The sequence below is a fragment of the Rheinheimera muenzenbergensis genome, from assembly GCF_036984005.1.
GTDB lineage: Bacteria > Pseudomonadota > Gammaproteobacteria > Enterobacterales > Alteromonadaceae > Alishewanella > Alishewanella muenzenbergensis.
Window position 1 is genome coordinate 116,908 of record NZ_JALAAR010000012.1, and the last position, 20,843, is coordinate 137,750.

The 20,843-nt window shown below is 50.5% G+C and carries 26 protein-coding genes; 10 read left to right on the plus strand and 16 right to left on the minus strand.

The genetic code is table 11. The features are described from left to right. Window positions 1-86: 86 nt before the first annotated feature. Genes MN202_RS14460 through MN202_RS14480 form a run of 5 tightly spaced genes read right to left on the minus strand, consistent with a single transcriptional unit; the run spans window position 87 to window position 5,151 of the window. A complete protein-coding gene (locus MN202_RS14460) occupies window positions 87-1,307 on the minus strand; it encodes a sensor histidine kinase (RefSeq protein ID WP_335736843.1) in 1,221 nt (406 codons plus the stop codon). Further along, window positions 1,304-2,005, minus strand: a complete 702-nt coding sequence (locus tag MN202_RS14465) for a response regulator transcription factor (RefSeq protein WP_335736844.1) — start codon at window positions 2,003-2,005, stop codon at window positions 1,304-1,306. The genes MN202_RS14460 and MN202_RS14465 overlap by 4 nt, the downstream gene beginning before the upstream one ends. Continuing rightward, the gene (locus MN202_RS14470) at window positions 2,002-2,406 is read right to left on the minus strand and encodes a DUF3019 domain-containing protein (protein ID WP_335736845.1); all 405 of its coding nucleotides are present in this window, start codon (window positions 2,404-2,406) and stop codon (window positions 2,002-2,004) included. The genes MN202_RS14465 and MN202_RS14470 overlap by 4 nt, the downstream gene beginning before the upstream one ends. Next, window positions 2,403-2,633 carry a hypothetical protein gene (locus tag MN202_RS14475; RefSeq protein WP_335736846.1) on the minus strand — a complete coding sequence of 77 codons (231 nt, stop codon included), beginning with the start codon at window positions 2,631-2,633 and terminating at the stop codon, window positions 2,403-2,405. Before MN202_RS14475 ends, MN202_RS14470 begins: the two co-directional genes overlap by 4 nt. Beyond that, the gene (locus MN202_RS14480; protein ID WP_335736847.1) at window positions 2,614-5,151 is read right to left on the minus strand and encodes a TonB-dependent receptor; all 2,538 of its coding nucleotides are present in this window, start codon (window positions 5,149-5,151) and stop codon (window positions 2,614-2,616) included. Before MN202_RS14480 ends, MN202_RS14475 begins: the two co-directional genes overlap by 20 nt. 217 nt (window positions 5,152-5,368) lie before the next feature. Here MN202_RS14480 and MN202_RS14485 point away from each other — a divergent pair, with 217 nt between their 5' ends. From MN202_RS14485 to MN202_RS14495, 3 genes are read left to right on the plus strand one after another with little or no spacing between them, the layout of a single operon-like run. After that, entirely contained in the window at window positions 5,369-6,001 is a 633-nt protein-coding gene (locus MN202_RS14485; protein WP_335736848.1) for a c-type cytochrome, read from the plus strand. Further along, window positions 5,998-7,158: a cytochrome-c peroxidase gene (locus MN202_RS14490; RefSeq protein WP_335736849.1), complete on the plus strand. Its 1,161-nt coding sequence runs from the start codon at window positions 5,998-6,000 to the stop codon at window positions 7,156-7,158. The genes MN202_RS14485 and MN202_RS14490 overlap by 4 nt, the downstream gene beginning before the upstream one ends. Beyond that, window positions 7,155-8,648, plus strand: a complete 1,494-nt coding sequence (locus MN202_RS14495) for a parallel beta-helix domain-containing protein (protein WP_335736850.1) — start codon at window positions 7,155-7,157, stop codon at window positions 8,646-8,648. Before MN202_RS14490 ends, MN202_RS14495 begins: the two co-directional genes overlap by 4 nt. A gap of 41 nt (window positions 8,649-8,689) precedes the next feature. On the opposite strand, the gene MN202_RS14500 is transcribed toward MN202_RS14495, so the two are convergent. Genes MN202_RS14500 through MN202_RS14520 form a run of 5 tightly spaced genes read right to left on the minus strand, consistent with a single transcriptional unit; the run spans window position 8,690 to window position 10,762 of the window. Continuing rightward, window positions 8,690-9,061, minus strand: a complete 372-nt coding sequence (locus MN202_RS14500) for a VOC family protein (protein WP_335736851.1) — start codon at window positions 9,059-9,061, stop codon at window positions 8,690-8,692. Window position 9,062: 1 nt separating this feature from the next. Next, window positions 9,063-9,284, minus strand: a complete 222-nt coding sequence (locus tag MN202_RS14505) for a hypothetical protein (RefSeq protein WP_335736852.1) — start codon at window positions 9,282-9,284, stop codon at window positions 9,063-9,065. A 24-nt stretch (window positions 9,285-9,308) separates the two neighbouring features. Beyond that, a complete protein-coding gene (locus tag MN202_RS14510; protein WP_335736853.1) occupies window positions 9,309-9,872 on the minus strand; it encodes a DUF5655 domain-containing protein in 564 nt (187 codons plus the stop codon). Window positions 9,873-9,887: 15 nt separating this feature from the next. Next, complete coding sequence (locus tag MN202_RS14515; RefSeq protein ID WP_335736854.1) at window positions 9,888-10,400, minus strand: SRPBCC domain-containing protein; 513 nt, start codon at window positions 10,398-10,400, stop codon at window positions 9,888-9,890. Then, entirely contained in the window at window positions 10,397-10,762 is a 366-nt protein-coding gene (locus tag MN202_RS14520) for an ArsR/SmtB family transcription factor (protein WP_335736855.1), read from the minus strand. Before MN202_RS14520 ends, MN202_RS14515 begins: the two co-directional genes overlap by 4 nt. A gap of 209 nt (window positions 10,763-10,971) precedes the next feature. On the opposite strand from MN202_RS14520, the gene MN202_RS14525 reads away from it, so the two are divergent. After that, window positions 10,972-11,418, plus strand: coding sequence for an SRPBCC domain-containing protein (locus MN202_RS14525; protein ID WP_335736856.1), 447 nt, complete (start codon window positions 10,972-10,974; stop codon window positions 11,416-11,418). Next, window positions 11,415-11,732, plus strand: a complete 318-nt coding sequence (locus MN202_RS14530; protein ID WP_335736857.1) for an ArsR/SmtB family transcription factor — start codon at window positions 11,415-11,417, stop codon at window positions 11,730-11,732. The genes MN202_RS14525 and MN202_RS14530 overlap by 4 nt, the downstream gene beginning before the upstream one ends. A gap of 157 nt (window positions 11,733-11,889) precedes the next feature. Here MN202_RS14530 and MN202_RS14535 read toward each other — a convergent pair whose 3' ends face one another. The 3 genes from MN202_RS14535 to MN202_RS14545 all read right to left on the minus strand — a co-directional run bounded on the left by MN202_RS14535 (window position 11,890) and on the right by MN202_RS14545 (window position 13,099). Further along, the gene (locus MN202_RS14535; RefSeq protein ID WP_335736858.1) at window positions 11,890-12,162 is read right to left on the minus strand and encodes a DUF4242 domain-containing protein; all 273 of its coding nucleotides are present in this window, start codon (window positions 12,160-12,162) and stop codon (window positions 11,890-11,892) included. A gap of 124 nt (window positions 12,163-12,286) precedes the next feature. Next, window positions 12,287-12,679, minus strand: a complete 393-nt coding sequence (locus MN202_RS14540; RefSeq protein WP_335736859.1) for a hypothetical protein — start codon at window positions 12,677-12,679, stop codon at window positions 12,287-12,289. Window positions 12,680-12,685: 6 nt separating this feature from the next. After that, window positions 12,686-13,099: a DUF5655 domain-containing protein gene (locus MN202_RS14545; protein WP_335736860.1), complete on the minus strand. Its 414-nt coding sequence runs from the start codon at window positions 13,097-13,099 to the stop codon at window positions 12,686-12,688. Window positions 13,100-13,314: 215 nt separating this feature from the next. Between MN202_RS14545 and MN202_RS14550 the strand changes: the two genes are divergently transcribed. Genes MN202_RS14550 through MN202_RS14565 form a run of 4 tightly spaced genes read left to right on the plus strand, consistent with a single transcriptional unit; the run spans window position 13,315 to window position 16,697 of the window. Next, entirely contained in the window at window positions 13,315-13,968 is a 654-nt protein-coding gene (locus MN202_RS14550; RefSeq protein ID WP_335736861.1) for a hypothetical protein, read from the plus strand. Window positions 13,969-13,979: 11 nt separating this feature from the next. Next, a complete protein-coding gene (locus MN202_RS14555) occupies window positions 13,980-14,963 on the plus strand; it encodes a serine hydrolase domain-containing protein (RefSeq protein WP_335736862.1) in 984 nt (327 codons plus the stop codon). Further along, on the plus strand, window positions 14,960-16,015 hold the full coding sequence (locus MN202_RS14560) for a sensor histidine kinase (RefSeq protein ID WP_335736863.1): 1,056 nt from the start codon (window positions 14,960-14,962) through the stop codon (window positions 16,013-16,015). Before MN202_RS14555 ends, MN202_RS14560 begins: the two co-directional genes overlap by 4 nt. Beyond that, window positions 15,996-16,697, plus strand: coding sequence for a LytR/AlgR family response regulator transcription factor (locus MN202_RS14565; RefSeq protein ID WP_335736864.1), 702 nt, complete (start codon window positions 15,996-15,998; stop codon window positions 16,695-16,697). The genes MN202_RS14560 and MN202_RS14565 overlap by 20 nt, the downstream gene beginning before the upstream one ends. Window positions 16,698-16,784: 87 nt before the next feature. On the opposite strand, the gene MN202_RS14570 is transcribed toward MN202_RS14565, so the two are convergent. The 3 genes from MN202_RS14570 to MN202_RS14580 form a co-directional block, all read right to left on the minus strand. Continuing rightward, window positions 16,785-18,884 (minus strand): hypothetical protein, encoded by a 2,100-nt coding sequence (locus tag MN202_RS14570; RefSeq protein WP_335736865.1) that lies wholly within the window; start codon window positions 18,882-18,884, stop codon window positions 16,785-16,787. 289 nt (window positions 18,885-19,173) lie between these two features. After that, window positions 19,174-19,593, minus strand: coding sequence for a MarR family winged helix-turn-helix transcriptional regulator (locus tag MN202_RS14575; RefSeq protein ID WP_335736866.1), 420 nt, complete (start codon window positions 19,591-19,593; stop codon window positions 19,174-19,176). A 139-nt stretch (window positions 19,594-19,732) separates the two neighbouring features. After that, window positions 19,733-20,185, minus strand: coding sequence for an HPP family protein (locus tag MN202_RS14580; RefSeq protein WP_335736867.1), 453 nt, complete (start codon window positions 20,183-20,185; stop codon window positions 19,733-19,735). A 93-nt stretch (window positions 20,186-20,278) separates the two neighbouring features. Here MN202_RS14580 and MN202_RS14585 point away from each other — a divergent pair, with 93 nt between their 5' ends. Further along, window positions 20,279-20,818: a TetR/AcrR family transcriptional regulator gene (locus MN202_RS14585; RefSeq protein WP_335736868.1), complete on the plus strand. Its 540-nt coding sequence runs from the start codon at window positions 20,279-20,281 to the stop codon at window positions 20,816-20,818. Window positions 20,819-20,843: the final 25 nt, after the last annotated feature.

Here is a 20,843-nt window from a genome sequence, read left to right on the forward strand (position 1 = left end):
AGCAAATTTCAGTTCGCGCAATTATCTAAATTATTGAATTAATATTAATTGTGCTGAATTTACAATATTGATTTTGGTAGAGAACATTATTTCGCTGCCGGATTAGTTAAGGTACCCAACGGCAGGCATAGCCTGGCGACGGCGCCGCCTTGTGGCCGGTTGAAGCGGTTAAAGCTGCCGCCGTGTTGCATGGCGACGCGGGCGACGATGGCCAGGCCTATGCCGTGATGCGATACGCCGTCGCTGACTTGCTCGTCGGTGTTCCAGCCGGCGCCGTCGTCGATAATATCGATCAGGCAATTGTTGCCGTCGGTGCTTAGCTCAACCCAGACGTGGCCGTGGCAATAGCGCAGCGCATTGCTGAGTAAATTCGACAGCGCGCGTTGTAACAGCTTTTTGTCAGCCTGAATGTTAAGCGCCGGTGTTGGCCTGAGGCTTAATTGGTGTTCGCTGTTGGCGGCAAATTTGTCAATCAGTTCGCTAATCAGTTCCGGCAGTTGCAGCTGGGTTAATTCCAGCTCTGAGCGGAAGCCTTTTTGTGCCAGGCGCAGGTAGTCGTATACGTTGTCTTCTATTTCCTGCAGGTTACGGCGGATTTGTTTACTGTCAGGTTCGGCCAGCTGATCTTCCAGCCGCAGCATAATAAAGCGCAGCCGCGCCAATGGCGTTTTAATATCGTGACAGACGGTATCGGCCATTTCGCGTTGCAGCGTATTTAAGTCGGTAATGGTTTGGTTCATCCGGCTTAGTGATTGCGCCAGTGGCTGCAGATACGACTGCTTACTAAGCTGAAACGCCGGTAAGCGGCCCAGTGCCACTTCGGTTAACGCGCTCTGGCGCAGGGTTTCGACATCGCGGAACAAATTGCGGCTTAACCAGAATAAAAACAGCAGTAATAGCAGCATAAACACATGCACTAAATCGACACTGAAATCTAACCGCGCCGGCAGGGTTAATTTGCTCAGGCATAACAAGTCATGGTTGGCCATCGCCGCACACAAAGATGCGTTACCGGCGCTGTCGCGCATAATTTCCAGCTGGTAATCAAAACCGGGGATCGGTTGCCACATAGCCTGCGGGTAGGTGACAAACAGGGCGTTGGGGCAGTCGTCGCTGGCGCTGATGCGGCAACTTAGCTGCAAATCGGCCTGCTGATCATAGACATAGGCCTGCTGCAGTATGCTTTGCGCTGCAACGACGATGTCATTGCGCTGATAAATAAGATGATAGATCTGGTTTAAGCTAAAAAACAGCAGCAGCACCAGCAGCACTATAGCCAGATAAAAGCGCAATAAGGCGGAACTCATGCTGGCTCCGCCTCGTTGTTGTGGTACGAAATGCAGTAGCCTTTGCCCCAGATATTGCGGATATTCCAGTGCGGGTCGACTGCCTGCAGTTTGCGCCTGAGCCTTGAAGCGCGGCCATCGAAAGTGCGGTCGGCGCCATCGTATTCACGGCCCAGTTGTTCGCGAAACAGCCGCTCGCGGCTGACCACCACCGGGTAATTGCTCACCAGGCAAATCAGCAACTGCAGCTCGGCACCGGTCAGGTTGATGTCCTCGCCGGCCACGCTGACGCTGCCGGCTTTTTGATCAATCAGCAGGTTGCCTTGCTGCAGCATATCGCCACTGCTGGCGGCACTATGTTGTTCGCTAAGAAAAATGCGGATTTTCGCCAGTAAAATACGCGGGTCCAGCGGCTTTAACAGGTAATCCTGCGCGCCCAGTTGCAGGCCTTCCAGCTGGGCGGCAACCGAGGTTTGCGCCGTCATAAATAAAATCGGCCCTTTAAACTGCTGACGGATTTGCCGCACCAAATCAAAGCCATTGCTGCCAGGTAGCATCACATCGCAGACCATTAAATCGAACGCCTGCGCCAGCAGCAGTTTTTTTGCGGTTAACGCATTGCCGCATTGCGTAACCTGAAAGCCCTCATGGCGCAGAAAATCTTCTACCAGTCGTGCCAGCTCCAGATCATCTTCAATTAGCAGAATATGCGCTGTCATTGCAGCAACCACCAGCCGTTGCGGCTTTTATTCAGTAAATGCTCGCCCGATTGCAAATCGACCCGTAGCAGCCGCAGTTGCCGTTGTGCCAGCAGCTTACCGCTGGCCTGATCTTTTAACAGCAGCAGGGTGTCCTGTTGCAACGGCAGCGCCAGTTTAAGCTGTGCCGCTTCAGACTGGCACAGCAGCGGCGTATCGGGGGCGCTTTGCTGATACAGGCAGGCCGGTTGCCTCTGCTGCCAGCTAAGGGTCAGATGCAAGACACAATCCTGACCGGCGTGCTGTACGCACAGCCTTGGTGCCACGGCAAAATTAGCTGAGGCAAAGGCATCTGAAGTAAAGTCATCTGCCAGCGCCGGCAAAACCAGTAACAGCGCTGAGGCTGCAATAATTTTTATCATCGTCTTTTGCTGCTAAACACGATAGCTAAGGGTGATGGAATAACTGAGTGTGCCGTGCGCGCGGCAATTAGTAAAGCGGCCGTGCCGGGTTGCCGTGTTAGCCTGACAGCAGGCGGGGCCGGCATGTGGCCGGCGCCCGCTGCTAACATCAGGCTGGCATCAGACTTGCCAGCAGAACTGCCATCAGACTTGCCATCAGAACTGCTATCAAAATTGGTATCTGACATCGACACCCACAGTACGCGGCGCATTCAGGCTGGTTAACGGTGTACCCAGTGCTGCAGCGGCAAAGCCGCCAAGCCCGCCGACAGTGGTATTGTCGGTCAGGTTTTTGCCCCAGACTGCCAGTTGCCACTGATCGTCATGGCTGGCCCAGCTCAGGCGCGCATTAAGGTTTTTGGTATCAGCAAAATAGCCGGGGATCTGATAAGCAATATCGAGGATATCCGGATCATCTGCTTTGGTATTTTCTTCAAACACATAATCGACATGCAGTTTAAAGGCGCCACCGGCCAGGCGGTAATCCGGTGCCCAGTCGGCCGTCAGGGTGTAAGAGTCGGCGGCCGAGCTTTTTTCTACGTCAGTGACCAGTTCGCCATCGGCATTGTAAAACTGCTGCCATTTCGACTCGGTTTTGCGATACTCAGTTACCAGCCCCAGTTTCAGGCTGTCGCTGGCTTGCCAGTCCAGTACCAACTCGCCACCGCGAATTTCCTGATCGCCGTTAATAACGATTGGAATGGCTACACCGGCATCGGGTGCCTTGCTGTTAACCGAGCGCTGGCGGTTGGTTAAATCCATCTGATAAGCCACCAGCTGTACACGCAGGCTTTGCCACAGATCGGCTTTGTAGCCGAGCTCAATATTGGCCACTTCTTCCGGCGCAAAGGGATTTTGCGATGACATAGGGTCTAAAGAGTCATAACCACCTGATTTATAACCGGTAGCATATGACAGATACAGCATATTATTGCTGTCTACATTGTAGCGGGCTACGGCGCGGCCGGTCAGTTTGCTCCAGCTTTTGCTGGCGGTAAGTTCTGGCATCAGCGGGAACAAAAAGTTAGTAATGCCCGGCAATGGCTGGCCGAACGAGCGTTCTTTAATTTCCCAGCTAAAGTCTTTCTCGTCGCGGCTGTAACGCAAACCGGCGGTAAAGCCCCACTGCGCGTTTAGCTGATAGTCAAGATCCGAGTACAGGCCGTAGGAGGTGAAATCGCCGGTGTTGATAATATCTTCACTCCACATCTTACCGCTGTTAGACGGGCCAAATATTTCTGCCACGCCTAAACCGCCTGCAATAGCGTCGTAAGTTAGATCGCCAGTGGCACCGATGGCGGCCACCAGTTCAGGGCTGAACGGCTCAGCACCGAGCATTTGCAGTAAGCCGGCTACCGAGGGGTCAACCATTGCCATCACGCTTAACATGCTGGCCCAGTTCTGCGGGTTCCAGATATGGTCGGCCGGTAAGCCCATCTGGGCGATCATCTCATCCGGTAAGCCATTTTGCTGTAGCGCGCCGATAAGTTGCTGGTTCAGGCTGTCGGTGGTTAAGCGGGCTATGGTATCGGCCAGAATATTCAGGCTGGTTTTCTGATAGACATTTTCTTTGCTGTACGTCATACCGCCAACAAAGCTAAGCTTGTCGTCGTTGTAGTTCAGCTGCAACTCGTTGTAAAAAATATCCGAGTCTTCAAAGTTTATTGTGTCCAGATAACGGGTTTTATCGGCTGTGCCGTCAGCGTCATCACGGCCGGAAACCTGCCACTGGCGTTTGCTGCTGATAAATTTGCCCGACCACTGCTCGTTAAAATCGTGCAACAGCTTAATCGACAACGCCGTCATATCCCGGGTTTCGTGGCCATCTACCACGTCGTTTTCAATCTTGCGATCGCCCGGGTTCAGGCTATAGGCATAGGGGCTAACGCCAACGCCCGGCGCATAGCCCTGATCAACATCGTCCCAGTCGTAGCTTACTTGCAGTTTAGTGGCGTCGCTTAATTGCCACAGTGCCGCCAAACGGGCCGAGCGATGGTTAACGCTGCCCAGTTCAGTGCCGCGGTAATCCGGGTTAAGGTTGTCGACATAGGCATCGCGCTTGTTGCTCATCAGGTTTAAGCGCAGGGCAAAGTTATCAGTTAAGGCTTTATTGCCCATCAGCTCAAAGCGTTGCAATGCGTAATCGCCCAGCGTGGCTTTAACAAAGGCCTCATCGTCCAGCCGGGGTGCATTGGGGATCATATTTACTACACCGGCGGCGGCATTTTTACCAAACAGGGTACCCTGCGGGCCTTTAAGAATTTCAATTCGCTGCATATCAGAAAACAGCACGCTTTGTGCTGCGCGTGGCAGGTAAAAATCATCAAAGAAAATGGCTACAGACGGGTCGCCACCGGTACTGATATTGCTGCTGGAAATACCCCGTACTTCGGCCGAGGCCTGGGCTACGGCTTCTTTGCTGAATTTAAAACCCGGCGTGTAATCGGCAATATCGCCCAGCAACACTGAGCTGGTGTCGGTCAGATCTTCTGCACTGACGCTGTCGATGGCCAGTGGCACATCCATCACGTTTTGCACCCGCTTTTGCGCGGTGACGGTTATGGTTTCAATTTTCGTTTCGGTTTTTTCTGCGTTGCTATTGTCCTGCGCCAATGCTGTACCCAGCGGGCTGGCCAGTGCCAGACCGATGCACCAGGCTAGCGGCTGAGCGCGAAAACCTCTTGTACGTTGCTGTTGAGTTGCCATGCTTTTCCCCTGACGTTTTTTTGTTCTAATTATCTGCAAGCCGCTGCCTGGCGTGGTAAGCGCTCGTGCCGGTTTTTACAGCCTGTGCAGTAGTGCTGATAGTAAACCCACTGCTGGCGAAATAAACCGATCTGCACATTTTTGTACACTTTTGCGTTTGAACCTGGCGCCGTGAAAACGCACTCTAGCGACATTCAGACAGCAGCCCGGGTGAACTATGAAAGCCATTTTTTCGCTACTGACATTGGTGTTAATAGCATTGCCGCCTGTGGCAGTGCTGTTAAGCGGTAAGGCACAGGCCACCGCCGACATGCCGGCGCAGGCCGCGACCTGTCTGGCTTGCCATGGTGCGCAAACCCGTGCTGCCAGCGGCGCGCCGCAACTGGCTGGCCAGCAGGCAGCGTATCTGCAAAAGCAATTACAACAATTTCAAAACGGCCAGCGTGGTGCTGATGCCAACGATGTTAAAGGCCAGCAAATGGCCGCTATGGCCGCCTCGCTAAGTGCTGATGACATCAGCCTACTGGCGCGTTATTTCGCCAGCCAGCAGGCAGACGAGCAAATCAGCCCGGCTGATGCGGCGCTGCTGGATCAGGGCCGGCGGCACTATATTGGCAGCTGCGGTGCCTGCCATGGTGCTAAAGCCGAAGGTAATGTGGCGTTTAATGCGCCGGCGCTGAGTATGTTAAGTGCAGACTACATAACCCTGCAGCTGCAACAGTTTAAAGCCGGCCTGCGCGGCAAGGACAAAGCCGATAAGCCGGGCCGGCAAATGGCGCTGTTTAGCCGCAACCTGAGCGAGCAGGATATGCGTGCCGTGGCCGCCTATATCGGGGCCGGCATGCCATGATGCTGTATGCGTTATTGCTGGCCAGCGGCCTGAGCACGGCCGACGGTTTTAACCTGAGCCAAAGTTGCCCGCCCAGTTTTGAGCTGGTTGCGGGGAACCGCTGCAAGCTGGTTAGCCGTTACGACATGTATGATTCGTTGCAAAATAAAGGCGTTGGCGGCACCCAAACGGCATTGCCGGCGCGGCGCGACGGCTTCAGCCCGCAGCAAATAGATTTAGGCCGCTACTTATTTTTTGATCCGCTGCTGTCGGGTAACCATCAGCAGGCGTGTGCCAGTTGCCATCAGCCCGCGCGCGGCTTTGCCGATGGCAAGGCGCTTAGCACCGGTGCCAATGGCCAGCTCGGTAACCGCAGTGCGCCCAGTTTATGGAATGTCGGCTTTTTAAAAAAGCTGTTCTGGGATGGCCGCAGTGACACCCTGGAGCAGCAAGCGCTGATCCCGATGCTGGCCGAACATGAAATGGCCAATACACCGGCAAAATTATTGGCCGATTTGCAGGCGAATAACCACTACCCGGCGCTGTTTCGCCAGGCATTTAATACTGAGCATATCGAGCTGTCGCAGGTGGCGACTGCTTTGACGGCGTTCCAAAGCTCGCTGGTGTCGCTGAACAGCCGTTATGACCACTATGCCCACGGTTACCATCAGGCGCTGACCGAGCAGGAAATCAAAGGCATGAATGTGTTCCGCTCTTTTGTCGCCCGCTGCGCCGAGTGCCATACGCCACCTTTGTTCACTAATCAGCAGATAGCAGTAATTGGTACGCCGGAACCGGACGGCATGCCATTTGACGCCGGTGCCGGCGCCAAACCAGGCTGGGAAAAATTACGTGGTGGCTTTAAGGTGCCGACGCTTAGAAATATTGCCCTGACCGCACCCTATATGCACTCGGGCCGTTTTGCCACGCTGGAAGAAGCCACCGAGTTTTACAGCAAAGGCCGTGGCCATGCGGTGCCCAAAGGTGAAGATCTATTACTGCACTGGCATATCTGGGAGCCCAAACTGACAGCCGAAGAAGTGCAGCAAATTACTGCCTTTCTTGGCAGTTTGACCGACGAGAGCCTGCTACCGCAAACGCCAAAGCGGTTGCCGTCTGGCCTGGCATTACCAACAGAAATAACCACCAACAGCCAAACTTCAGGAGCGACAGAATGAAAAAAACCACTATAGCGCTGGCGCTGCTACTGCCGGTTGCCTTTTTTACCGGCCAGTATTTTAGCGGCCCGGCCATGCAGGCGCCGAGCCTGACTGCCGACGTCAGTTTTAGCGGCGGTGCAGCAGCATCGGGTAATGCAAAAAAATCGGTGATTGACCATGGCGAAGACGGCCAGGTGCATCAGGTAAAACCGGGGCAGCTGATTATGGACGCGGTAAAAGCGGCGCAGCCGGGCGATGTAATTCAGGTATTTCCCGGTGACTACGTCGAAACCGTGTATATCGATAAAGACAATATCCGCTTAAGCGGTGTGATTATTGATGGCCAGCGGCCCAGGTTATATGGTGAGGAGCGGCTGAATGACGCTATTTTGTATTCCGGCAATAATATCCTGATCGAAAACTTTCTGATCACCAAATACAAAGGCAACGGCATTATGGGCCAGGCCGGTAACAACTTTGAGATCCGCCACAATATTATTGAAGATACCGGCGTATACGGCATATTCCCGCAGCTGGGTATCAATGGCCTGGTCGAGCATAATGTGATTTCCGGCATTGAAGATGCCGCTATCTATGTTGGTATGAGCGACCATATTCATGTGGCCAATAACGAAGTGTTCGACAGCGTGGCCGGTATTGAAATTGAAAACAGCCGCCATGCGGTAGTTGAGAATAACTTCGTCCACAATAACACCGGCGGCATTCTGGCCTTTGTTACACCGGGCCTGCCAATTAAAGATACCGTTGATGTGATTATCCGCAATAACTGGATCAGCAATAACAATACTGCCAACTTTGGCGCGCCGGGCTCAATGGTCGCTGGCATTCCGGCTGGTACCGGCATCCTGATCATGGCGGCCGATGAAGTGATCATTGAAGATAACATTATTATCGGCAATAAAACCGCCGGTATTATTATCACTGACCATCAGAATGCGCCGAATACCACGCTGGACCCGGAGTCAGACCCGACGCCGGATAAGGTAATGGTTTTAAATAACCTGATGTACAACAACGGCTACGACACTATCGCCGAAGCCAAGGTGCTGATGGCGACTGAGTTTAAGCAGGGCCAGCCGGATATTATCCGTGTTGGTAACAGCAATGGCAGCTGTATTAATAACCCACAGCAATATATCACTGTAGGCGTCAGCAAATGGCCGGCCTGTAGCTTTACCAATACCGACAGCGTGGTGAATTACCTGCTGGAAGAGCCCGCTGCACCGCGCACTGTGGCCGCCGATGAAAAGGGTAAGTATGTTTATCTGGGCGTTTGTACCGGTTGTCATGCCTACACTGGCCGTTTAATTGGCCCGCCGGTACAGGTGATTCAAAGCCTGTATATGGATGAGCCGCAAGCACTGGCCGACTATATTTTAAACCCGGTGAAAAAGCGTGACGACTATCCGGCCATGCCAAAACAGGATTATCTGGATGCTGAAACCCGCTTAGCCGTAGCCGAATATATGCTAAAAGTAGGGAATTAAGCCGAAATTGCAGCAACAGCATAACAGCTGTTGCTGCATGCTTACCTATGCTGATCCAGCATAATCTGATTACCGTCCGGATCTTCCAGCACTATATGCGCTGGGCCAGTGCTGCTTTCATCGGCGCTTTGTTGCAGGGTAATGCCCTGCGCCAGCAAATGCTGCTGAATAGTTCGTACATCTGTAAATTCGGCCAGGTTTTGCGCATTTTGATCCCAACCCGGATTAAAGGTCAGAATATTCTTCTCAAACATACCCTGAAACAAGCCAATAATAGTGTCGCCGTTTTTTAAAATCAGCCAGCCCTGGCTTTGCTCGCCACCCATAGTGCTAAAGCCAAGTTTTTCATAAAAGGTTTTTGAGGCGGCAATATCTTTTACCGCCAAACTTACTGAAAATGCGCCTAAATGCATGTTATTGCTCCTTGCTGTTGTGGTTTTTATTTTTCAGCACCTGCTGGCGCTGCCGCTCATATTCTTCGTAACTGATGTCCATTGGCTGCATACATTTGTCGTACTCTGCTGGCGGCAGTTGCAGGCATTCATTGCGCTTATTACGCTGTAAATCCTGATAGACGGCTTTATTGCTGCACGCTGTCAGGCACAGTAACAGACAAATGGCTACTAAGGTTTTCATGGCGCCTCCGTTAACGCTGCAAGTCTAGCCGCGGTTATAAGCTTCTGCCAGCCAGTGTTTTACGCTGTCGTCGATATCGGCTGCTGTGCTAAGGCGAATGCGGTGGCTGCACATGGCATTAAAACTACCCGAGGCTTCCAGTTTACCGGCCGGTTCAACGTCTTTTAAATTAAGGCCTAAATCCAGCCGGGTTGCAGTAGAGGGTTGCAGCAGGGCAAATTGTTTATTACGCCGCAGGCTGACGTAGGCTTTTTTCGGGCTAAGCTCAACGTCCGGGCCTAAGCTTTGCACATAACTCATTAACTGGTCGTACAGCGGTTTTAGTGCTGCTTTAGCGCCGCTGTATTGGGCGGCCAGTAAATCTTCTGCGCCGGGGGCGCCACCGGCGGCGGCCTGTTTAGCGCGGTGGGCAATCAGGTTGGCATTACCATGGCCAATAGCAAACTCGCTTTTCAGCCAGTTTACCAGTTCACTGTGTTTGCTAAAGGTCTGCTTTGCTGCCAGCTCAAGCCATTCTGCCTGGCTTTTGCCACTACTTTGCTCCAGATTACGCCACTGACTTTGTTCGGCTGCGGTTATATCAGTCATCATGCTCTCCTTAACTTACAGCGGCCAATGCTCAGCGCGGGTGCGTTTGGGTAACATAAAACCCAGTTTGCTAAACAGCGCATACATAATGCGGGTGCCCAGTGTCGGCCGGCCGGTTTCTACTACGGCTTTTAACGTGTTTAAAATCATCGTGCTGCCACCTTGCATATCTTTAGCGGTGCGGCTGCCAAGCGGCAGGTTATCGACGATCAAACTGACCTCGACGCCTTGCTCAAGCTGCTTTAACTGATAAGTTACCGTGCATTCCGGATCGTCGTACTGGGTAAAACGAAAGGTATGTACAAAGCGGTACGGCGGTTCAAACTCGACTACCTTGCCAATTACCAGCACGTTGCGGCCATCGCCGGTGCGCATTTGCAGGCTGGCACCGGGTACCAGGGCCTGAGTGTGCAGCCAGGCGTTAAACACTGCTGCCTGCGGTTCGTCACTTTTGGTCAGTTCGCGCCAGATGGTTTCCAGCGCGCCGTTAATAACAATTTTTGATACTAACCTGTTGCTATCAGTCATGCCTTATCCTTTGTTTTGGTTGTTATTTTTGCCGGCACTGCCTGGCTTTCTACCGCGTATTTCAACCGGGTAAGCTGGCTGGCCCAAAAGTCGCGGTACTGCTCGCTCCAGCGCTCGTGGATCAACTGTAACGGCACCGCATTTAAATACAGCGGCCGCTCGCGCCCCTGCTTGTGGGCAATGACCAGATCGGCATCCAGCAGTACCTGCAAATGCTTCATCAAGCCAATACGGCTGATATCGAATTCAGTGAGTAACTGGCTTAGCGTGCAGCCGGGCCGGGCGGCAATCAGATCCATTAACTGACGCCGGCTGCTGTTTGCCAGCGCCAGAAACACCGTATCAAGTTGTTGCTCGTTCACAGCACCTCCAACGCAGCAGTTTAAATAAGTAACCTAATGGTTACTTATTGGGTTGAAACTGTCAAGTACGACCAGTGACTGCCAGAATGCAGTGACGAAATGGTTGAGGCAGGTTAGTAACGCTAAAAATGCAACCATATGGTTGCATAATGTCTGCTGCTGTGCTTTTATTAATCGGCAGTTAAGCTAAACCAGCCCAGGAGCAACTTATGCAAAACGTTATTCAGCGCGAACTAACTATTAACGCCACAGCAGAACGCATATACAACGCCATTGCCACAGCAGAGCAGGTGGTAAAGTGGTTTCCCGATACTATTTCCGGCGAATACCGGCCCGGCGGTCAGGCAGTGCTTAGCTTTGGCGAGCAATGTCAAAGCAGTGTCTATATTGAAGCGGCCAACCCCTATCAGTATTTTGCTTACCGTTGGGTGCCGGGCGGCAGTAACTTTATCGGTGACGTGCGCACTGTGCCTAATACCCTGGTTGAGTTTCGTATTACCGAACTTGCACCGGGCCGCTGCCAGGTTAGCTTAACTGAAACCGGTTTTGCTGAATTACCGGCAGAAATTGCCGCCAGCAGCTTGCAACAAAACAATAATGGCTGGGATGTTATGCTGAACCGGCTACAGCAACATTTCAATACGGAGGCCAAATGAGCCAGCTAGCTGTTGTCCAGCTATTTAAAGCGCTGGGCGATCCGGTGCGGTTGCAGATAGTGCAGCGTTTGTCACACGGCGCAGCGCTGTGCATGGGCGAACTGTCAAAAGATCTGGGTATCAGCCGGCAGGGCGCGCGTAAGCAAATTCAGGCGCTGGTATCGGCAAATGTAGTTCAGCTGCACCCGGTCGGGCGCGAAGTAAAAGTGCAACTTGATGCCGCCGCACTGGCGCAGGGGCGGGCTTTTATCGCCAGCCTGGAAGCGCAGTGGGATCAACGTTTGCAGGCGTTAAAGCAATTTACCGAGCAGTAAACTGTTCAGCAGATCAATACCCGTTAACGCAGCAAAAAAATGACATGTCTAAAACATTGTGCAGCAGCTGGCAGGCCAGGCCCGGCAGCCAGCTGCTTTGTTTGCATTTGCGGCAGGTTAAACTTACTGGTTTAACGTCTAGCTTAATAAAGCTGTATTATTCTGCAGTGGTGGGGTCGATAACCGTTCGGACCATTGCAATGGAATTTGCCGGAAAACCACCCATCTCGGCATGTCGTCGCACGGCGTCGGCGTCAGGTGCTATATAAATGCAATATATTTTATTATCAGTTACATAGCTGTGCAGCCATTGCACTTCCGGCCCCAGTGTACGTAATACAGCACAAGATTTTTCCGAGACGCCGCGCAGTTCACCTGCTGACATGCATCCGACATCGGAGATGTTGCGCTCAATGACAAATTTTGGCATCACGAACCTCCAGCGTTGAGTTGGCAACTAAGTGTAGTGCAGTTAACAAAGGCTACAAGGGCTTACTGAATTACATTTTTGACCGGCTCAGCGCCATGAAAAGTGCAGGATAGAGTATCCATTTCTATGCCAGAGTCGCGTACAGCAAGGTAACAGCAAGCGGCAATGACAGCACAGCAAACAGCCATACCCTTGTGGTGAGTGGCGGCAGTACAGATTGGGCAAAGCGCTGGTGCCAGCGCCACGGTACCAGCAGCAAAACTATGCTGGTGGCAATAATCAGCCAGCCAAATAGCATAAACGCCGTTGAAAAACGCATTTCTGGCGCAGCTACAACCAGAGCAGCACCAACAATAAGCCGCAGGCCTACTTCGCTGTAATGCGCCCTGGCAGAGCTGGCAAAGCCATGCAAAAAGCGCACTGCCAGCCGTGGATTGACTAGAGAAACCGCTGCCAGGCCGAGCAGAAATAGCGCTGCCAGAATAACAATTCCCAGGGCGGTTTGTTCTGCTTGCATAGGCTACTACTCCAGCGAAAATGTATAGGCTTCTTTTAGCAAGGGTATCAGCTGGCTGACGTCTGCCGCACTGGCAATTTTTACAACGTGAGTAACCTGCTTGCCGTCATCAACCACTTTAATAAAAATTGGGTTATCAACTTTGCGGCCAAGATGTATCGCCAGGCGCACCGCGTCTTTCATAATGGATAAATCGGTGAAGATACGGCGGCTACGAAACAGCACATAACGATCGCGGGCAACGATTTCTACATCACCTAGCTGTGTGACAATGTTTTCTATCGCACGATAAACCTCAATAACCGCTGGTGGCCTGTCGCGCAGCACATCGGCGCTGTTACCAGTGCCACAGGCATGGCGCTGGTTTTTGCGGCTAAAGTCGCGTTGGCATTTCGGGCATTGCCAGCTTGCTGAATTCATTTGAGCCTCTGATAGCGAATATTGTCTGGCACCAGTGTAGCTTAAGCCATTAGTTTGCCTGGAGCCATTCTTCTGAAAGTCAGGCACAAACCCCGGTTGCGTTTATCCTGTCAGCTTGCCTTTTAACCGCAGCAGACGCCGTTTATCATAAAATACACCTTGCGGGCCGACGTTGTGGTTAAGTTGGGATCTGATATACAAAAGGAGATTGATAAGTGAAAAGCATAATTTTTGGCAGTGCATTATTACTGGGCAGCTTTGGCAGCCTGGCTGAAGGTTATCAGGGCCAGTGGCGCGGAGTGCTGCAACTAACACCTGAGTCGGGCATAGTACTCGGTGTAAAGCTGACGCCGGCAGGGCAAGGTTACCAACTTGTGTTGTTTAGCCCGAATCAACACGATCAGCCGATAGAGCCAAGCAGTGTGTCTATAGCGGGTGATGTGTTGACATTCAGTGTCGATGCACTGAGCGCCCGTTTTGAAGGTCGTTTTAATGGTGACAGCTTAACCGGCATCTTTACTCAAGGCCGTGAAAGACCCGTAACGTTAACGCGGCTGGGGCAGGCTGATCTTGCCAGTTTGCAAAATGAGCAGCAGTGGGCTGGTGATTTGGTGCTTAGCAAAAATGCCAGCTTGCCGCTGGTTTTAAATGTTGCAGTTATCGCCGGTGGTTATCATGTCACGCTGGATAGCCCTAAGCAGCAGAGTTTCGGCATACCGGTCGATGAGTTTAGCGTAAGCGCGCAGCAACTCAGTTTCAGCTCGTCAAGGATAAATGCCAGCTACCAGGGGCAGTGGCACCAAGACCAATGGCAAGGCACCTTTGTACAGGGGCAGGCGGTGCCGTTAAATTTAAAAAAAAAGCTCTGAATGACGTTGAGTTGCCCAGGCTGGAAAACCTGTCTGGGTGGCTGCAACAGGAGTTTGGCCAGCACGCCGTTGCAATTGCACTGGTGTCCGCTGCAGAGGTGCACTATCAGTTGCATGGCCTGGCGGATGTTGCCAGCTTACAGCCGGCTAACCGTGGCACCTTGTTTGAAATTGGTTCGGTAACAAAGCCATTAACCGCGCTGGCGGTGCTGGATGAAGTTGCAGCCGGTCGCTGGCGGCTGGATGTGCAACTGGCAGAACAGTTTAAACTACCGCTGCTGGCAACGCAGCGCTATACGCTGGCCGATTTGCTCAGCCACCGCAGTGGCTTACCGCGTCTTCCGGAAAATCTTCCGTTGCATGATCTGACTAACCCTTATGCCGGTTATGGTCGGGCCGAGCTTATTGCAGCACTTGGCAACAGCGCTGAAACGCAGCAATTTGCTTATTCAAATTTCGGTTATGGCTTGTTAGGCTGGCTTTTGTCTGAATCGCTGGCGCGGCCTTATGCCAAGCTAATGCAGCAGAAGGTGTTTCATCGGTTAAATATGCGTACAGCCCGGGTGCCCGCGCCGGCCGCTGATTTGTTACCGGGTTTGGCTACTGGTTATGCTATTAACGCTGAGCCAGTATTGCATTGGCAATTTGACAGTCTGGCGGGGGCAGGGGCTGTTGTAGCCAGTATTGAGGATATGGCGGCTATGTTACAAACGATTTTTGCTAAGGCGCAAACAGACGCGGTATTGGCAGCTTGGTTGACGCCACTGCCTCTGACGGACTTGCCGGCAATGACACCTGGCTGGATGCTAAATGAGCAGGAGTGGCGGTGGCATGCCGGGCAAACGGCCGGATTCAGCAGTTTAGTTGTGTTCTCACCAGAGCAACAAAAGGGGCTGGTGATCTTAAGCAATATTGCCCGGCCAGTAACTGAAGTAGGGATGGTGTTGTTTGAACAATGGTTGTTATCACCAGATAAGCAGGGAGCAACGCTATGAAGTTGAGCCGAACCCATGTTTATTGGTTGCTGCACACTGTGGGCTGGGGGTTGCTGTATAGTCTGATAAGTCTGGTTATATATCAGCGGCCGGTATTTGTGGCTACTGAGCTGCTATATGCACTGGTGCTGGTAGCCAGTACGGCGCTAGGGGCGCATTTACTGCGGTTGCTGTATAAGCAGCGGCTGGCGCAGGCCCGGATTAGCCGCCAGGTGCTTGGTCTGCTGCTGGGCAGTGTACTGGTAGCCGCTACCGCCACGCTGATATTGCTGGCTTTTTTCTTTTTGCTGACACTGACTGATTACAGCTTCCCGGTGCCGCCGGCCCAGCGCTGGTTTGTGATTAAAACGATTTTCAGCGGCAATTTTATCAATATGCTGATGGCTATGCTGCTGTGGTCTGCCTGCTATTTTGCCGTAACCAAGGTTCGGCAGTTGCGGCAAACTACTGCTCTGTTAACTGCAACACAGCTGGATGCGCTGCTTAACCAGCTTAACCCGCACTTTTTGTTTAATGTACTAAATAATATCCGCGCACTCATCCTGGAAGATCCTAATAAAGCACGGGATATGCTAAGTGTTCTGGCCGATATGCTGCGATATAACCTGGATTCACAGGCAAATGTAAAGGTTGCCCTGCGCGATGAACTTGAGGTGGTGCATCATTATCTGGCGTTGTGTGCCATACAGTTTGAACAGCGGCTTCGCTATGAAGAAAATATTCCGCCGGACTGTATGACGCTGGCAGTACCTCGGCTGTTGCTGCAGTTATGTGTGGAAAATGCCATTAAGCATGGTATCAGCACGCTGCCAGCTGGAGGTTGTATTCAGCTTACGGCCAGTATTGTCGACGATAAATTGCAGCTGCGGGTGCTTAACGATGGTCAGTTGACATCGCCGGCAACCGCACGTGGGGTCGGGCTGACAAATATCCGCCAGCGGTTGGCCTTGTTGTATCAAAGCAATGCCAGTATTAAGCTGGTGCAACAACAAAACGTATTAACAGAGATATGTTTGCCGATGGAGCCATTAGATGAAAGTGGTCATTGTTGATGATAGCCGTCTTGCACGGTTAGAACTGCGAAATCAGCTGCAACATTGCCCTGGTATCGACAGCGTGGCTGAAGCGGCAGATATTAACCAGGCGTTAGCGTTGATTGCCGGCAAAACACCGGATTTGCTATTGCTCGATATTGATATGCCAGGTGGTGATGGTTTTAGCCTACTTGAGCAATTGCAGGTTGCTGGGCCCTTACCCCATGTTATTTTTGTCACGGCCTATGATCAGTATGCGTTGAAATCGTTTGATTATCATGCGACAGATTATTTATTAAAGCCGGTTACACTGTCTCGTCTGCAAGAGGCGCTGGCTAAAGTACCCTTAGCGGATGGCCGCAGCCAAATGACACTGCAAAGCCAGGTTTTTCTAAAAGACGGTGAGCGTTGCTACTTTGTCACCCTGGCCGATATCTACGCCTTTGAAGCCCAGGGCAATTACACCAAGGTATATTTTAGCGGCGCGACACCACTGATTTACCGCAACCTGACATCATTGGAGCAAAAGCTGCCAACTGAAGTGTTCTTCCGGGCGAATCGTAGCTGGATTATAAATACTAAATATATTCAGCATATTGCGCCTGCTGTGTCCGGTGGTTTTGACGTCAGACTTAGTAGCCTGAATGTAGAAATATCGCGACGGCAAGCCACCGCCTTTAAACAGGGGTGGGGTTTATAGCCGTGACGTTTTGGGCGATAAGCGTGAAATTGTCAAGCGCACCAGTTTAACCGCTGCCACCGCCCCGGCATCGTAGCGCGTAGCACTCTATTGTATGAAACGGAATTTGTTTATTTCCGTTCCTTCTGGTGGTACGAGTTTTTGATCGAGCGATATAAGTTGTTGATAAACCTGAGGCCGGAACTTCTGTAATCTCGCTATACGGCTAAAGTGATTAGGTTCGGGTACGAGGATTAGCGACACAATGTCCCTTGCAGCCGGATGCAGCCGCTGATGCTGATAACTATCTTCCAACAGCAAGTCAAACACATCAAGCCCCAAATCCCCTACATCGGTAGAGTAGCCGTTTGCCAGCAAAAATTTAACAGCAGCATCTGAATGCAGTATCGCAGCAGCGAACATATCATTGCCAAAGCGGTCTTGAATGGAAAAATCAAATTTATCATGGTGTAACTGCTGCCATTTTTCCAGGCTGAGGTATCTGAACATCATTAAGCTGGACGGCGCTAAGGGTGATACACGGGCTTGCCACAATGGCATTAGTTCTTCAGTAAAGTCCGGCAAACGCGCAAACAAATAATCTGTTTCCGCCTGATTAAGCGGGTTTGAGCTCACGAAATCGAAAGCTTGCTGATATTCGTTGCTTTGTAGCAGAGCAATAAAAGAACTGTCTGCGGTTGAGGGGGCGCCGGATAATCCTGCTTCATAATTCTGCCAAATTTTCACTAATGCAGGGTCAATCTGATGTAGCTGTTGAGGTATATCTACACTTATCTGTTTGATTTCTTCTATTAGCGACAGACTATGCTGATGATCTAAAAAGCCTTCTTCAGTAAGTTGCAATTCTTTTTGTTGCTGACAATCAGCGGATTTTTTCGATATCTCTGCTTGTCTTTGATTAACCAAATTTAATGCTGTTGTTATCGCGGCGTTCTGCGGCGGCGTCTGCGATTCATAAGTTGGGCTATCAATAAGTTCAATACCTTGCAGGAAAGTTCTAATCTGAGGTAGTGGCACTTGTGCGGTGTTGAAAGGCCGGCGGTTAGGGGCATGGAACATCAATTCGCTGCCAGTGGAATGAGTATACCTGCTTCCGTGAGCTCTGTAGCCTTTACTCTTTAAGTATTGCAATGTATTCAAGTACTTTTCTGGAAAACTATCTGGCGTCTCATAGCTTTCAGCATCTCTTGGAAGGTTCATTATGGCTATATCCATACCTGTAATAATGCCCGGCTCGTTGGTTGGTCTGACACCATATTTATCAAGCATATCGAGCACAGCAATATTATGTTTAGCCGCCGCAAGATCCGCCAGATTAGCGTACGCATCGTGCCGGTTAAAAGAGAATATCGGCATATCGCTTAGTGCGGTTGTGTGCTGCAGCAATGGTTGCAGATATTCAGTTGGCAGGTTGTTATTAATGGCTACGGCGGCGTCATTTACGGTGAAAGATCGTCTGGATACAGCCTGAGAGAATTCTTCGATAGTTAAATTTTTGGCCGTCAATACAAACAAAATAGACGGCGAAATAACCGGACTACCAGCTATAGATAACGGGGATTGGAAGTAGGTGTTAAAAGTTTCGTCATTATCAAGTAACTGATATATATCAGCTTTGGCTACTTCTTTGCTTAGGCTCAGTGCGATGTTTAGCCCTGGAGTTTGTCCTTCGATATTTGTCAGATTTTCAACAAGAATAGGTAACACAGCTGCGGAAAACCCTTCGATAACAGTCAAACCTTGCCACTGTTTTAATATAGCGGCAGAGCTTGTTAGGTGATATTTGCCTGCCTCATTTCTGATTTGTGCTTGCCATAGTAAGTCCTGATAGCTTTTGTAGAACGTTTTGTATTGATCAGCGTATGTCAGTAATTCCTTTACGGTTTTACCCTGCTGTAACTCCTGTTGCAGAGCGGCAATAACTATCTGATGGATATCGCTAACTTCTTGATTGAAATTTAATATATTGATATCGCATGGGTCTATGAAGTCTTGCTGCTTGTGGGATCTTGCCTGGGGTGGCTTATCCTGCAGGGGGCTTTGCGAAGATGCCAAATGTTGCCGATTATGTTGCCCGGAGCCGGAAGTTTCGTGCAACTCAGTTTTACTCAGCTTTTCGCTAAAAAATACAAACAAAAAAAGAGCTACTAAGACCAATACGGCTAAATACGGAATGTTCTTCTTCACTAACTTGTCCTTGTTGTTTTACCCTGTTTTCCAGTCTTCTTTGTCACCGTTGTACGCCTTACCCTAATAGGGTTTCGCCGGTGGAGTAACTTATAACAGAAAACTGAATGCCGCCGCACAAACAAGAGCCCTGATAAATCTTACTCATCTTACGTCTCCTTCATGTTGCATAACACTTTGCTTACTGGCCGCCGCAGCGCTGGCTTCACCCTGGTGCTGTGTTGTCATAATGTTCCCTTAGCATATAAATGAACTGTATACTGCGTGCCAGCTTCCTAATAGGAAAGACTTACAGCAACGGCTTGATCAAGCTAGACAAGTTATCCTGCCTGGCGGCATTAAGGGCAGTAAACAAGGTGCTTGCTGCTTCTGAGAACGCCGTTTTGGCTTCTTCGTACACCTTTTTGCCTGATACTGAAAGCGTTACCAGGCTAACTCTGGCGTCGCGGGCATTAGCTTCTTTCTCTACCAGGCCAATTTTTTCCAGCGGGTTGAGCAAGCGGGTAATTCCAGATGGGCTTAACCCTACGCGCTCGGCCAGTTCACTGCGACGCATCTTCTGTGCCGGAGCTAAATACAATTGGTTTAGCACAAAGTAATCAGATAAACCCAAGCCGTGCATAGACAATGCACCCCCGACTTTTTTCTGAATAATGCCCTGCAGGTTCATCAAATCGATAACCAGATTTTCTGCGATAGGGTCTGACATAGTTAATTCTCTTGCGTAATGTTTGACTGCGCAAATATATAGTCAATTACTTGACTAGTCAAGCATCATTCAAGCACTATGCAAGTTTGGCTAGGTGAGAGTCAGGTAGAGGGCTAAATCTACTTGTTTTGTTAGGCAATTAACTTTTCGCCCATGTTCTTAGTGCCAGCTGCATACTTTTACCGATAAGCACGATAAAAACCGCGCCCAGTAATACCGGAGTAATCAAAAATCCCCAGCTCTGCCCGGACAGCATAATCAGTAAAGGGTTAGCTCCTGCCGGTGGATGTGTTGTTTTGGTTATAAGCATGGCGCTTACAGCTATGCCAGTCGCTAACGCTAATGTTAATGTCGACACACCAATACATTGGCTAAAAAGCACGCCGACAAAAGCCGTAATTAAATGACCAAATATGACATTTTTGGGCTGAGCTAAAGGGCTTAGTGGCACGCCAAACACCAGCACTGCTGTTGCTCCGAACGGTGCCATTATCAGCACAATATTACCCAGCGCAGAGTCGATAACACTTAACAAGCCTATGGCCATAAAAGCCCCAACACCGGCCAAGATAGCCGCAACGATACTGTTCATAGCTAAATCTCAATAAGTAGACCGATTTGTCTACCTGCGAATGGTAGACAAATCGGTCTACTTTTGTCAATATGCTGCAAAGGAGAAAATGCAATGCAACCAAAACGCCAGTTACTTATTGATACCGCGCTCGATCTTTTTTATAAAAGTGGCATTAATTCAATCGGGATTAACGAAGTTCTTAGTGTATCGGGCGTTGCAAAGCGCACTTTGTATAGTCATTTTCAAAGTAAAGAGGCCTTGATCCTTGCAGCTTTGCAGCAACGACATACCACCTTTATCGGATGGCTGGAGCAAAAGTTACTTGGTTCCCAGTCTGATACCGAGGTTATTCAGCGCTTATTTACAGCACTGGCAAGTTGGTTTGAAAACCAGGAGCAGCTGTTAGGCAATTTCAGAGGTTGTTTTTTTATCAATACATCGGCAGAGTTCAGCGATGTGAATAGCGAGATATTTCGCTTCTGTCATTTTCACAAAGATCAGGTCCGGCACGTTATCAGCCAGCATTTAACCGCCGCTAACCATGCAATGCTGGATCACATTTGTCTGTTGAAGGAAGGTGCTATTGTAACCGCTCACCTGGTAATACACCCATTTTTAATTGACGCTGAAAGTAGAAGGTTGCGTTATTAAAGCCTGTTTGTATTTCGGTGGTATG